The sequence below is a fragment of the Aurantimonas sp. A3-2-R12 genome (assembly GCF_036016755.1).
GTDB classification, from domain to species: domain Bacteria; phylum Pseudomonadota; class Alphaproteobacteria; order Rhizobiales; family Rhizobiaceae; genus Aurantimonas; species Aurantimonas coralicida_A.
The window spans coordinates 66856-79455 of sequence record NZ_JAYXIH010000020.1 but is presented as its reverse complement, the minus strand read 5'-3'; the positions used below and the strand labels follow the sequence as shown (position 1 = coordinate 79455).

Annotated in this window: 13 protein-coding genes; 3 read left to right on the top strand and 10 right to left on the bottom strand. The window is 62.2% G+C overall.

Translation table 11 applies throughout. The features are described 5' to 3' along the window. Positions 1-186 precede the first annotated feature (186 nt). The 7 genes from VSX60_RS12320 to VSX60_RS12290 all read right to left on the bottom strand — a co-directional run bounded on the left by VSX60_RS12320 (position 187) and on the right by VSX60_RS12290 (position 8298). Positions 187-1653 carry a DUF3696 domain-containing protein gene (locus VSX60_RS12320; protein WP_327624493.1) on the bottom strand — a complete coding sequence of 489 codons (1467 nt, stop codon included), beginning with the start codon at positions 1651-1653 and terminating at the stop codon, positions 187-189. A 198-nt stretch (positions 1654-1851) separates the two neighbouring features. Next, entirely contained in the window at positions 1852-2052 is a 201-nt protein-coding gene (locus VSX60_RS12315) for a hypothetical protein (protein WP_327624492.1), read from the bottom strand. A 252-nt stretch (positions 2053-2304) separates the two neighbouring features. Continuing rightward, a complete protein-coding gene (uvrB, locus tag VSX60_RS12310; RefSeq protein ID WP_327624491.1) occupies positions 2305-5616 on the bottom strand; it encodes an excinuclease ABC subunit UvrB in 3312 nt (1103 codons plus the stop codon). 131 nt (positions 5617-5747) lie between these two features. Beyond that, positions 5748-6179, bottom strand: coding sequence for a hypothetical protein (locus VSX60_RS12305; protein WP_327624490.1), 432 nt, complete (start codon positions 6177-6179; stop codon positions 5748-5750). A 595-nt stretch (positions 6180-6774) separates the two neighbouring features. Continuing rightward, on the bottom strand, positions 6775-7215 hold the full coding sequence (locus VSX60_RS12300) for a hypothetical protein (RefSeq protein WP_327624489.1): 441 nt from the start codon (positions 7213-7215) through the stop codon (positions 6775-6777). A 266-nt stretch (positions 7216-7481) separates the two neighbouring features. Further along, on the bottom strand, positions 7482-7898 hold the full coding sequence (locus tag VSX60_RS12295; protein ID WP_327624488.1) for a hypothetical protein: 417 nt from the start codon (positions 7896-7898) through the stop codon (positions 7482-7484). A 94-nt stretch (positions 7899-7992) separates the two neighbouring features. After that, on the bottom strand, positions 7993-8298 hold the full coding sequence (locus VSX60_RS12290; RefSeq protein ID WP_327624487.1) for a hypothetical protein: 306 nt from the start codon (positions 8296-8298) through the stop codon (positions 7993-7995). A gap of 435 nt (positions 8299-8733) precedes the next feature. Here VSX60_RS12290 and VSX60_RS12285 point away from each other — a divergent pair, with 435 nt between their 5' ends. After that, positions 8734-9045 carry a hypothetical protein gene (locus VSX60_RS12285; protein WP_327624486.1) on the top strand — a complete coding sequence of 104 codons (312 nt, stop codon included), beginning with the start codon at positions 8734-8736 and terminating at the stop codon, positions 9043-9045. Between the two features lie 430 nt (positions 9046-9475). Next, positions 9476-10342, top strand: a complete 867-nt coding sequence (locus VSX60_RS12280; RefSeq protein WP_327624485.1) for an extensin-like domain-containing protein — start codon at positions 9476-9478, stop codon at positions 10340-10342. A 38-nt stretch (positions 10343-10380) separates the two neighbouring features. On the opposite strand, the gene VSX60_RS12275 is transcribed toward VSX60_RS12280, so the two are convergent. Further along, positions 10381-10605 (bottom strand): YrhK family protein, encoded by a 225-nt coding sequence (locus VSX60_RS12275; RefSeq protein WP_327624484.1) that lies wholly within the window; start codon positions 10603-10605, stop codon positions 10381-10383. Between the two features lie 222 nt (positions 10606-10827). Here VSX60_RS12275 and VSX60_RS12270 point away from each other — a divergent pair, with 222 nt between their 5' ends. Continuing rightward, the gene (locus tag VSX60_RS12270; protein ID WP_327624483.1) at positions 10828-11676 is read left to right on the top strand and encodes an oxidoreductase; all 849 of its coding nucleotides are present in this window, start codon (positions 10828-10830) and stop codon (positions 11674-11676) included. 75 nt (positions 11677-11751) lie between these two features. Here VSX60_RS12270 and VSX60_RS12265 read toward each other — a convergent pair whose 3' ends face one another. Continuing rightward, entirely contained in the window at positions 11752-12156 is a 405-nt protein-coding gene (locus VSX60_RS12265) for an acyl-CoA thioesterase (protein ID WP_442872893.1), read from the bottom strand. Positions 12157-12318: 162 nt separating this feature from the next. Beyond that, entirely contained in the window at positions 12319-12600 is a 282-nt protein-coding gene (locus tag VSX60_RS12260) for a DUF6522 family protein (protein WP_327624481.1), read from the bottom strand.

Genomic DNA, 12600 nt, shown 5'->3' with positions numbered 1-12600 from the left:
TCCTTCTCGGCGTCGGTCAGCGTGCATCGGCGCGGGCGAGTCATGGGAATCTTGACTCACATCCAAGCCCTCAAATCAAGCCAGATTGCCAACCAGGTGAGCAGTTACCGCCCAATAATCTCGTATCAAGATTACCCTGCAAAAGGTTGATCAAAAATCGCTCTTCAGTCCCTATGGTTGGTCCCATTAGTCAATCTTATTCTGTAAAATTTTTCGATAAGTCTGAATAGTTTGATCAAAAAAGCCTGCTGGCCATTCAGTTGTGAATTCTCCATACTCATCGATTTCAAGTTTAACAATTTTTGAATTCGTATCAACATATAAGATCTGTATATCCGATGGCTTCAAGCCGCTTCCACGTTTTCTGTTTCCGCTAATATGGAGTTGTATACCGCCAATAATATGCTCGCTATGGGTCTCAAGGACAATTCGTTTGTGGGTGTTTTGAACCTCATCACAAAATATTTGCCCTAGTTTTGACTGCGCCCACGGATATAGATGAAGCTCTGGCTGCTCCATGATCAGCATGGCATCATCAGGCATCGCGGCTAATTGAACAAGCACAGGCGAGGCTTGAGAGAAGCCCACGCCGATATCTACGACCGAATCGCTCCTCTTTGCTGCATCATGCGTGCGGGTTCGCATATCGATGAGATCGCGCCAGCTATTGATTTCGATATCTTTTCCAAGTTTTAGAGCATTAAACCAACCGTCAAGCTTAGCAAAATTTTCCCGTACTGACGAATTACGTGCGCCTGCTTTAATAGCACGCTGCCTGAGTGAAAAATATACAGATGCGGTGTTCTCGCCTGCGCTGCCAACAGTTCGCCGCTCGTCGGTCCGTTTTACGGAGCGAGCTGGCTTTTCTCGAAGTGCAGCCAACGCAAAAAACCTCTGATTTAGGTCTTCTGCAAGTTTCGTGTGGATAGGCTGAATTACAAGACGTTCCAGAAACTGAATTGCATCGACGCTCTCATCGTAACCACCTCTAACGATCTGCGTAAGCATTCCGCGTTGGTTGTCACGCTGTGCTTGTAAGTCGCCGCGATTGAAGCGTTGAGCAGAAATTGAAGGTATGTCCTGATTCGATGATCCATCTGACATCGATCTTGGGCGATTTCGACTTTGTTCAACGGCCGATAGCAGCTCGTCGGACATCTCTATCTTGAATGCCTCCTCAGACTTCTGCATTCTATGGTATTTAATAAAGAGAGATAAATTTTTTAAATCTTGAATTTCATCATTGGCGTCCGAGCTTAAATAAACAGAGTACTCCTCCACTCGACCGTGGCGTGTTTGCGGGTCCTCTCGGTGAGATATTGAAATAAATGCGCGATTAATATTCCTCAAAATGCTTGGGCGAAATACAGGTCTAAGAAATCCTTCGACCTCAAAAACAAAAGTAACCTTCTCGTCGCTGTCGTGATTACGAACATATTCGTCAAAATGACCAATGTCGACGTATTTGCCTTCCGATACAAATCCCGTGTGGTCGGTCGGATCCTCATACGTCTGCTTGAATGCCAAAATTCCCTTTAATAATGAAGATTTTCCAGAGCTGTTTGGGCCGACGAGAACTGTAATCTTTTTGTTCAAATCAAGAGTTATATCACTATATCGTTTAAAATTAACATATCGGACGCGGTTTATCATTAAAGATCTCTTGGTGACGGCATTTTTATCTGATCTATCTAATTTGAGCTTATTTCCGTATCTTCATGCCTGTCAAGCGTGTAGCGGCGTGAGAGCTCTGGGGATATGATCCAGCGATGCCGGTGTTTTTTCGAAAATCAGTTTCGCATACTACAGTGTGCCATAGGCCTGCCGAGAATGACGCAGCGGTGGAATAGATCAAAGGCGGCGCGACCGGCCGGCGCGGAAATCCTTTAACGCGGCGCCGGCCAAGGCGTCGAGCCGGCCAGCCTCGGCATCGGCTGCGAGCGCCGCATCGAAGCGCTCGGCGGCGTAGGCCTCGAACCAATCGCGAAACCGGGCCAACTCGTCGGGAGACAGGCCGGCGACGTCCTGTTCGATCTGTTCAAGTCGGGTCATGATCGCTCCCATACCAGTTCGGTCTGAGAATAGGCGCGGTGTCGCGGTTTTTCTACCGCCGGCGTGGGTGGTTGGTCGACGCACTTCTCCGCTTCGTCATCCCGGCCTTGAGCCGGGATCCATGCCGCGACTTTTATCCCCATCCCGTTCGGTGACGGATTGGCGGTTCGAACGGGATGGAGTGGATCCCGGCTCAAGGCCGGGATGACGAAGAAACGGTTATCCGAAGCCCAACGACGCGCTGTTCGCTCCCTACTGCCCCGGTCGGCCGGTCTTGCCGGGCCGGCGCTTGCGGCGTTTCTCGTCGGCCGGGTCCTCGTAGGAGCCGCGGCCGATGCGCTCGCGCCGGATCGGGGCAGGGGAGTCGTCGGAGGGGGCCGCGCCCGTCACGTCCGGCTTCGGCTTCGTCGGCGGTGTTTTGCCGGCCGGCTTTTCGGTGCGGCCGACGGTCATTTCGTCGAGGCTGTTCTTGCGGAATAAGGATGAGCGCGCCGGTGTCGGCGTGTCGGTGCCGGGCCCCATATCGTCCAGCGAGGGTTTCTGGAAGTAGGATTGGCCGGATTCCGCACCGGTTTGGGGCTTATCGGTTTGAGGAATGGGTCCTCGGGTCAGGCCCGAGGATGACGAAGCTGAGATGTCGGCGCCCGCATCCGTGTCCGGTCTTGGCGGACGGGCCAGCGGCGCCGGGCGGCGGTCGGAGCCCTGGCCGCGCGGTTTCAGCGGTTCGCCGCGCGGGCCAAACCGTTCGCCGCCGGCGGGGGCGCGGTCGCGCTTGGTCTTGCGGCCGTGCTTGGAACGGCCGGTGACCGGGGAGATCGAGTCCTCCTCCATCGCGGCGGCGGTGGCGAGGGTGTCGTCTGCCTCGCTGGGCTCGGGCCCCCTCACCCCCCTGCCGGGACCGCCCGGGGACGAGCCACCGGTCTCGCCCCGTCCTGCGGACCCCCGACGGGGAGAAGAAGCAGCTTCTGCGTCGCCGTCGCCCGGCAGGCCGCCACGGCCCATATCGGGTCCGAATTCCAGCTCCTTGGCCTGCAGGCGCTTGATCTCGTCGCGGAGCCGCGCGGCGGTTTCGAAGTCGAGATCGGCGGCGGCGTCGCGCATCTGCTTTTCCAGATGCTGGAGATGGGATTTGAGGTTGTTGCCGACGAGGGCGCCTTCCCTGGCGCCGGGGCCGACATCGACGCGGACATGGTCCTTTTCGTAATAGGAATCGAGAATGTCAGCGATATGCGCCTTCACCGATTCCGGGGTGATGCCGTGCTCGGTATTGTAGGCCTCCTGCTTCTCGCGGCGGCGGCTGGTCTCGGCCATCGCCCGCTCCATCGAGCCGGTGACCCGGTCGGCATAGAGGATCACCTTGCCGTCGATATTGCGGGCGGCGCGGCCGATGGTCTGGATCAGCGAGGTCTCGGAGCGCAGGAAGCCCTCCTTGTCGGCATCGAGAATGGCGACCAGCCCGCATTCGGGAATGTCGAGGCCCTCGCGCAGCAAATTGATGCCGACCAAGACGTCGAAGGCGCCGAGGCGCAAGTCGCGGATGATCTCGATGCGCTCCAGCGTGTCGATGTCGGAATGCATGTAGCGCACGCGAATGCCCTGCTCGTGCAGATATTCGGTGAGGTCCTCGGCCATGCGCTTGGTCAGCACGGTGCACAGCACCCGGTAGCCCTTGGCGACCACCTCGCGGATTTCGCCGATGAGATCGTCGACCTGGGAGCGGGCCGGGCGGATCTCCACCGGCGGGTCGATCAGCCCGGTGGGGCGGATCACCTGCTCGGCGAAGACGCCCCCGGCCTCCTCCATCTCCCAGGAGGAGGGGGTGGCCGAGACCGCGACGGTCTGCGGCCGCATGGCGTTCCACTCCTCGAAGCGGAGCGGCCGATTGTCCATGCAGGACGGCAGCCGAAAGCCGTATTCGGCCAGCGTCGCCTTGCGGCGGAAATCGCCGCGATACATGGCGCCGATCTGCGGCACGGTGACGTGGGATTCGTCGATGAAGACCAGGGCGTTGTCGGGCAGATATTCGAACAGGGTCGGCGGCGGGTGGCCGGGCTGGCGGCCGGTGAGATAGCGCGAATAGTTCTCGATGCCGGGACAGGAGCCGGTGGCCTCGATCATCTCGATGTCGAAGCGGGTGCGCTGTTCCAGCCGCTGGGCTTCCAGGAGGCGACCGGCCTTTTCCAGCTCCACCAGCCGGTGTTTCAGCTCCTGCTTGATCGATTTCACGGCCTGGTTGAGGGTCGGACGCGGCGTGACATAATGGGAGTTGGCGTAGATCTTGACGGATTTCAGGTCGTCGGTCTTCTGGCCGGTGAGCGGGTCGAACTCCTGGATCGTCTCGATCTCGTCGCCGAACAGCGAAATGCGCCAGGCGCGATCCTCCAGATGGGCGGGGAAGATCTCGATGGTGTCGCCCCTGACCCGGAAGCTGCCGCGCTGAAAGTCCATGTCGCGGCGCTTGTATTGCTGGGCGACGAGGTCGGCGAGCAGCTGGCGCTGGTCGAGCCGGTCGCCGATCGCCATCTGGAAGGTCATCGCCGTATAGGTCTCGACCGATCCGATACCGTAGATGCAGGAGACCGAGGCGACGATGATGACGTCGTCGCGTTCGAGCAGGGCGCGGGTGGCGGCGTGGCGCATCCGGTCGATCTGCTCGTTGATCGAGGATTCCTTCTCGATATAGGTGTCCGAGCGCGGCACGTAGGCCTCGGGCTGGTAGTAGTCGTAATAGGAGACGAAATACTCCACGGCGTTGTCGGGAAAGAAATTCTTGAACTCGCCGTAGAGCTGCGCCGCCAGGGTCTTGTTGGGGGCGAGCACCAGCGCCGGGCGCTGGGTCTTCTCGATGACGTTGGCGACGGTAAAGGTCTTGCCGGAGCCGGTGACGCCGAGCAGCACCTGGGTCTGGTCGTGATCGGAAATGCCGGAAACGAGATCGGCGATCGCGGTCGGCTGGTCGCCCTTCGGCACGTAATCCGAGGCGATGCGGAACGGCACGCCGCCCTCGGACTTGTCCGGCCGGGCCGGGCGGTGCGGCACCCAGATCTCACCGTTCTTGAGCAGCGGGTTGCCCTCGGAGATCAGCATGGTCAGCGCGTCGACGGTGGCGGTGACGCCGCCCTCGGGCAGCGAGCCGGCATCCTCCAGCGAGACGTCGAGGCCGGCGACGGGATTGAGCCCGGCGGCGGCGCGCTGCTTGGGATCGCGTGTCGCGCCCATCGAGGTGCCGCGGGAGGTCTTTTGGGGTTTTTCCGATTTCGCTCCGGCGGACTTGGGGGTCTTCGCCTTGGTAACCTTGCCCTTCGGCTCGGCGTCCGCCTTGCGCTCGGCGTCGACGGTGGCTGCTTGCGCGATCTCGTCGGCCCAGCCCGAGAGCGGACCGGCGGGCACGCCGTCGAAGGACGCCTGCGGCGCTTCCTCGAAACCGGCCGGCCGAGTGGGTTCGGCGGCGTCGGCGAAATCCTGCAACGGTCCGCGCCGGGCCGGCGCGCTGGGATCGAAGGGCGGCTCGTCAGCGGTGTTAGCGGGCGGGCGCGGGCGGGTCGGTTTGGGTCGGGAAGCCATGGCGGAACATATAGAGACCATGACGGCGACTGGAAAGCGGGCGACGCGATGGATCGGCCGGCGAATGCACGGCAGCGGGAACGACCGAGCCGGCGGGCTGGCGATGCTTCAGCTCGTCAGACGCCGGGGCCTCAACTCGTGGGTCGGGATTGTGCCTGCGACGCGGCTTCGTTGCGCGGCAGGCTGAGCTCGATCGACAGCGACGGGATGGCGAGCGAGAAGATCGGCAGGCGGTCGCTGACGGTGTGGTCGTAGACAATTTGATCATCGACGGAGAAGACGGGGGCGTCCGACTGCATCACAGTCGGCAGCTCGTCCCCCGAGTCAGTCGTGGACATGGACAGATAGCCCTCGTTCGCCAGTGCCGCGAGGATGTAGGGTGGCGCGTAGTAGGCCGCGTTCTCGGGGGTGATTGGCCGGACACGCAGATGCGATCCGCTCTCGCAGGCCTCCGCGCTCGGCTGGCCCGCGTCCGAGAGGGTGACGTAGCACCGCGTTGGGACGGCGGCGCACCCTGTCAGTGTCAGCACAAGCACAAGACTAATAGCGGGGCGGTAAAGCATGGGGAACTCATTCTGAGATCGCATCAATCCATTTTATGTCACGTAGAGATAACGTTGAAAGGAGGAAAAGAATTGCAAATATTCAAACGATATCCCGTATTGAATCAGGCTTTTTCGATCGGGTGGTTACTAATGAGATTCGCGAGAGAAGACAATTCGATGCGCCGCTTTAACGCTAAATAAGTCATGGCGGAGGCGAAGCCCCATCCGAAGTGCATTTGGCGAATGCAGACGAGGCAAGGGGCCGCGTGCAAGCGTGCCCCGCCTGAGCGGATCGGGGGGGCGGCCCCTGTTCGACCGATCAGGCAGAGATGACTGGGTCGGTAAAGGTCGAGCCGGCGAGAGACGGAGGACGAGCGCCGGCTACGAATGCGGTCTCGCCCCGATCTCCGGTTGTTCATCGTCATGCGGGATGCGACGACGGTAGTCGGAAAACCCCAGGCGGCTACTGACTACCAACCTGCGGTGATAAAATTCCATTCGACCGGGACGATCGCCGATGCATGGCAGGGAGCGGGGCGACGCGCGATGCGGCGCTCCTGGCCGGACAAGCCCGCTCGGCGCCGTAAGAGGTCCCTATCACCGCAGGTTGGTATTACTGGATGGTGAAGGGAATCTGTCGGCTCGACCGGTCCCGCAGGCCGGGGGCCGGATGGCGATGTCCGCGCGGTTCGATCAGTAGCGGCACACCGTTGAGCACGACATGGCCGGCTGGCAGGCCCCGCAGGATATAATTGCGGCGCGGACCGACGACAGCGACGCGCTCGCCGAGTGTATCGAAGGAATAGGAGCGGCCGTCGCAGAGCACCGGCGTGGCGAAAAGGCTCCGGCTGCTGGCGTCGAAGGAGTCGAGGTCGATGGTTTTGCAGCGCCGAATCTTCGCAGTGTGCAGCGAGCCCGTCGAGCGGTCGAGGACAACCGCGTTAAGGTCGTAGCCTTGCGTCTGCTCCACCAACTCGAAGTGCAGGCTGAGAATGGTCGCCGGTCGCGGCGAGGCGGTTCGTACGGCGTAGCCGAAGGGCGTGGACGACCGCATCGGCGCCGCCGCTATACGCTCGTTCGTCAACGTCCGAGCTGCCCGGGCGCCCGGTCTGTCGAGCTGGCATGCGGCGAGGAGTGGGACAAGGGCGGCCAACAACAGTGCCGTCCTATAGGAACGCCCGTGCGAGACACCGCTATTGCCACAGGTTGGTTTAATCCGTTTCTCCAAAGATCCCGCCGGATTGAGTAGCGTTCTCATCATCGCACACCTGCCGATCTTAAACGGATTGAAGAGGGAAAACGAAAGCCTTCGGTTCGGGATCAGGGAAATTGCCAAGTCGGCGAGGGGGCGGGATCGATGACGCGCTCCTCATCTTCAACGAGCAGCGGCACGCCGTTCAGGATGACATATCCGGGCTCGACATCCCTGAGCGGATGATCGCGTTTGACGCCGCTGACGATGACGTGGCGACCCACCAGATCGAAAACATAGCGTTCATCGTCGCATGCCACCGGCTCCCCGAAGAGGGTTTCACCGCCGATGCCAATATCGATCGTGGCGCAACTGTCGAGCGGGACCGTACTGACTTCCTCGCTCAGCCGGTCGCGGATGAGGGCGTTGAGATCGTAGCCGGTTGCCTTCTCTACGAACTCGAAGGCAATGCTCAGGTCGGCGGTTATGGGCAGCGGAGCGGCATCGATATCCGGGGATGCGAAGGGTATCGCCAGTCCCGCCATGAGAGTCAGCAGCCCGATGGCCATCATTCATCTCCAACCGATGCGCGCGAAAGGAAAGGGGGAGAGGAGGCCCAGGGGCTCCCTCTCCGAAACGTCAGCAACCCTGCGCGACGAGCGTGTAGTGGTCCTGCTCGAGCAATTTGCGAGTCTGGATGTAGACGGCCGGATTGCGTCGCTTGATGATCACTGCACCATCGGCGATGTTTCCGACCCAGCTACGGCTTTCGCCGCTCACTTTCTTGCCCTTGGTGTTGAATATGTAGGTCGAGGGAATATACTCGACCAAATAGCACTTGTCGTTGTTTTCAACGATCTTCCGCGTGAACGTCTTCGCGTCAGCGGCAGCTGACAACGCCAACGTGCTGACCGCAGCGGCAACGGAAATCAGAAACATACGCATTGTTTACGCCTCCCGATATTTTGATATTGCGCAAGGGAAGTATTAAATCAAAGCCTACGGATATCAACTGATTTTTTCATTCATGGCTCGACAAAAGACAGGATGGGCTATTGCGTCAACGGAAGTGTATCAACTTGATACAACCGCAAGCTTCCGTAGCTGTCAACCGAAAGAATCAGCCGATCGTCGTTGCCTCGTCGCCGAATGCCGCTCGCTTCTGCGAGGATACGCTAGCGGTGGCTCGGGCGCGCGAGTTTCACGAAAGTCGCGGCCGGCCCGCCGATTTTCGAGGGCGGACACTCGCCGACTGTGTGACCGGGCGGGACGCAGGCTGGCGGGTTTGCTCGGTCGCGCCGTCGTACTATCGAGCGTGTTGCGCTTCCTGCGGCGCATCCGTTCATGCTCGGTTCAGAGCCGGTGCGCGAATCTCGGGTCATGAAGAACGACTCGCTCCCCCTGATCGATTTCTCGCTCCCCCTGATCGATTTGCAGTATGCCGCCGGTTTCCCGGCCGGCCGGATCGTTTCCGGCGCGCCCATATGGCAACTCCGCATTGCCCATGAGAATTCGGAGTCCCGGGACGCTGTCGCGGAATCGGCGGCGGTAGCCCCCCGGCGGTCGTCCCGCAAGGCGGCCGCTGGCTGGCTGGCCGCGGCGCTGTTGTTCACCGGCGCCGCATCTCCGCCAGCCCAAGCCGCCGCTTCGCGTCCCACCGAAGATGCCGCGCCGGAGATGTCTGCGGGCTGAGCGTCGCGCCTGTCGGCAGCGACGCTTTTCGGCGTCCCGTTCATTCTTCGCTTACCAAACGCCGATAGGTTTTCCTCGTCCCGCTCGAGTTTCGCGGAAGACGAAAGGCCATCGCATGGTATTGCGTAAAAGCGGATGGCGCAGAGTTGCGCTCGCCGCCGTTTGTTTCACGGCGGCGAGCCTTTCTTCGGGGGCATTGGCCCAGAGCGGCAGCGGCGCGATGGTCTGGGGCGGCCGCCTGCCGGCGGCTGGTGAGGGCTACACGCCGAGCGTGGGCAGTGTCGGTCGACAAGACATTCCGATTTCCCAGCCACAGCAACCGATGTCGCCGGCGACGGCTCCGGCGGCAGCGCCCGCAGATGACAAAGCGCTCCTCGACGATCTGCTGGGACGAAGCCGGGCTCGTGCCTCAACGGATGACGCATCCTTCGTGCCCGCCACGCGCCAGGCGCCTGCCGCCCTGACCTATCCGGCCGCCCTGCCGCCGCTTGATGCGCCGAGCGAAGTCGACGCCGATCCCGCGCGCTTCGGCGCCGCCGACTCCGTCGACGATCCCTGGCAAGGCCTCAAGCGCGTCACGCCGGGTGCGATCCCGCCGCCGGAGACCGCGTCCCGCGAGGCGCTGTCGCCGCAACTGGTGCCGCATCGGGGCGTTGTGGCCTCGCTGGGCGGCCAACCGCGACCCGCGCGACGCCCTGACACAGTGCCAGGACGCGGTCGCCTCGAACAGGAGGCGCCGAGCGGCTACACCGCTTTGCCGCGGTCGGAGGCGATGTGTCGCAAGGCATTGCGACAAATGGGCGTAAAATTCGTCGACGTCGCGCCTGTCGGAAAGGGCGCGGGCTGCGGCATCTCCTATCCGGTCAAAGTGCTGGAGATTGCCAAGGGCGTGCGGATGCAGCCGGCGGCCACGTTGAACTGCCCCGCGGCGGCGCGCATTTCAAAATGGGTCGAGGACGAGGTCAAGCCAGCCGCACGCTGGCGGCTATGGACCCGGCCGACGGCGGTGCTCAACGCCTCGTCCTATCGCTGTTCGCGCATCGCCGGCTCACGCACGATCAGCGAGCACGCCAGCGGTAACGCCCTCGACGTGCGCGGCTTCAAATTCGCCGACGGCAGCACCTTCGACGTGGAGAAGAAGGGGTTCTTCTCGTTCCGGCAGAAGGGCTTTCAGAAAAGCGTGCGGCAGTCGGGCTGCCGCTATTTCGGCACCGTCCTCGGACCCGGGTACAACCGCGCGCATGCCGACCATCTGCATCTGGATGCCAAGAACCGGCGACGTGGGGTGTGCAAGTAGGGGGCGGTCGGGCGAAAATCCACGGCGCCGGGTCGTTGTCAGCGCCGCCGGCGTTCTTCGGCCTCGTAGAGCGTCTTGAGCAATTGCCCGACCGAGCCGAGAAACATGCCGGTCGATCCGAGAACGAACATCCAGACCGCCACCGTGTACCAGGCCTCGAATGTCTTGAAGAACAGCACCGAGCCGACCACGAACAGGAAATTGCCGAGAAGGCCGATCCCCAGATGGATGTGGCCATAGTCGCGGACGAGAGTCTGGATCATCGGTGGGCTCCATTGGGGCGGGGATGACTGCAGATACCCGCCCGGGCGCTGGCATCAAGATGGGTCCTCGCGCTGCCCCGAGTCAGCCGTGGCGTGCGGATTGGCCGTGTCCAGCCCTGTGACCGCAGTGTCCGCCTTGTGCGATGGGTTGTCTGACTTATCTTTCGGATCCCATCGCCCTGCGCTGCATGTGGCGCTCTCCCCGATATTGGAAGGCACAGCATGACCACAGAATCCACGCCCGTGTGGTTCATCTCGGGATGCTCGACCGGTTTCGGCCGCGAACTCGCCGAAGCCGTTCTCAAGCGTGGCTGGCGGGCTGTCGTCACCTCGCGCGACAAGGCGCGTGTCGCCGATCTCGTGGACGGCGCGGAGGATCGCGCCCTGGCCGTCTCTCTCGACGTGACCAAGCTGGATGAAATCGCAGCTGCGGTGACGGCCGCAAAGGAGCGCTTCGGTCGGGTCGACGTCCTCGTCAATAACGCCGGCTACGGCTACCAAGCCGCGATCGAGGAGGGCGCCGACAGCGAAATTCGCGATATGTTCGAGGCCAATGTCTTCGGCCTGTTTGCACTGACGCGGGCCGTACTGCCGGGTATGCGCGAGCAGCGTGGCGGTCACATCCTCAACATTTCGTCGGTCGCCGGCTTCATCGGTTTCCCGGGTTCGGGATATTATGCCGCCACCAAGCACGCGGTCGAAGGCTTCACCGACGCGCTGGCCGCCGAAGCGGCGCCGCTTGGCATCAAGGTCGTCGCCGTCGAGCCCGGCCCCTTCCGCACCGATTGGGCCGGTCGCTCGCTGAAGCAGACGCCGAACCGGATCGCCGACTATGCCGACACGGCGGGAAAACGCATGCAGGGCACGAGCGAGGGAAGTGGCACGCAGCCCGGCGACCCGGTGCGTGCCGCCGAGGCGATGATCGCGCTGACCGAGCACGCCGCGCCACCCCGCCATCTCGTGCTCGGCGCCTGGGGCGTCGAGCAGGTTACCCAGCAGCTGAAGGCCCGGCTGGCGGAGATCGAGGAATGGCGCGCCACCGGCGAAGCGACCGACTTCCCGAAGAATTGAGTTAGCCGGCTTCGGCGACGGCGCGGCTCATTTGCCGCGCCAAGACCGGCGCGGCGGACGGCCGGCACAAAAGCTTCACTCCGCCAGCGTTTCCGCCGGGATCGCCACCGGGCGACCATTGTCGTCGATCGCCACCATGACGAAGGTGCCTTCGGTCACCTTGGTCCGCGCGTTGGAGGCGCGGGCCTTGGTCCAGGCTTCGATGCCAAGTGTGATGGAGGTTCGGCCGATTTTTTCGATCGACGAATAGACGCAGAGCGTGTCGCCGATCTTCACCGGCTTCTTGAAGGTCAGCGCATTGACGGCGATCGTCGCGACCCGGCCGCGGGCCCGCTCCGCGGCGCGGATGCCGGCGGCCAGATCCATCTGCGACATCACCCAGCCGCCGAAGATGTCGCCATTGGCATTGGCGTCGGCGGGCATCGCCGGAATGCGCACAGTGAGGTCGCCCCGCGGCATCACGTCGGTCTCGTCCATCATCGTCTCCCCTTCGTCACGTCCGCTTGGCATAGCAGAAGCCGGCGGGTTTGGCAGTCGGCTCAGACCGGCTCACGCACCGGTGGCCGGGCGGGCCGATACATCGGCACGAGTTCGACCGCGAGCATCGCCGCGAAGATCAGCGCGCAGCCACGACGGGCCCCGTTACGACCCGCGCGTGTCCGGCGCGGATGTCGGGTCGTCCGGTGCTTCGGTGACAAGGCGTCCGTCAGGCAGGCGGAGGATCACGAGCTTCCGTCCGCGATAACGAAAGATCAGCCGGTGCCGCCCGGCATCCTCTCCGACACCGCGTTCGACCGTGCCACGCACATTGCCGCGTCGCATCTCGGCTATGAAAAACGGGACCGGGACATGGAAGGCACGGGCGATCTGGGCGCCATCGACCTCTACGTCCTCGGGCGCGGAAAGGGTGATCAGATCGTTCAT

Bases quoted from the DNA above. Each gene is read 5' to 3' on its own strand.
- VSX60_RS12265 (WP_442872893.1), bottom strand. From the start codon at position 12,156: ATGATGGACGAGACCGACGTGATGCCGCGGGGCGACCTCACTGTGCGC.
- VSX60_RS12275 (WP_327624484.1), bottom strand. From the start codon at position 10,605: ATGATCCAGACTCTCGTCCGCGACTATGGCCACATCCATCTGGGGATC.
- VSX60_RS12295 (WP_327624488.1), bottom strand. From the start codon at position 7,898: ATGGCGGGACTGGCGATACCCTTCGCATCCCCGGATATCGATGCCGCT.
- VSX60_RS12260 (WP_327624481.1), bottom strand. From the start codon at position 12,600: ATGAACGATCTGATCACCCTTTCCGCGCCCGAGGACGTAGAGGTCGAT.
- VSX60_RS12290 (WP_327624487.1), bottom strand. From the start codon at position 8,298: ATGCGTATGTTTCTGATTTCCGTTGCCGCTGCGGTCAGCACGTTGGCG.
- VSX60_RS12315 (WP_327624492.1), bottom strand. From the start codon at position 2,052: ATGACCCGACTTGAACAGATCGAACAGGACGTCGCCGGCCTGTCTCCC.
- VSX60_RS12320 (WP_327624493.1), bottom strand. From the start codon at position 1,653: ATGATAAACCGCGTCCGATATGTTAATTTTAAACGATATAGTGATATA.
- VSX60_RS12300 (WP_327624489.1), bottom strand. From the start codon at position 7,215: ATGCGGTCGTCCACGCCCTTCGGCTACGCCGTACGAACCGCCTCGCCG.
- uvrB (WP_327624491.1), bottom strand. From the start codon at position 5,616: ATGGCTTCCCGACCCAAACCGACCCGCCCGCGCCCGCCCGCTAACACC.
- VSX60_RS12270 (WP_327624483.1), top strand. From the start codon at position 10,828: ATGACCACAGAATCCACGCCCGTGTGGTTCATCTCGGGATGCTCGACC.
- VSX60_RS12305 (WP_327624490.1), bottom strand. From the start codon at position 6,179: ATGCTTTACCGCCCCGCTATTAGTCTTGTGCTTGTGCTGACACTGACA.
- VSX60_RS12285 (WP_327624486.1), top strand. From the start codon at position 8,734: ATGAAGAACGACTCGCTCCCCCTGATCGATTTCTCGCTCCCCCTGATC.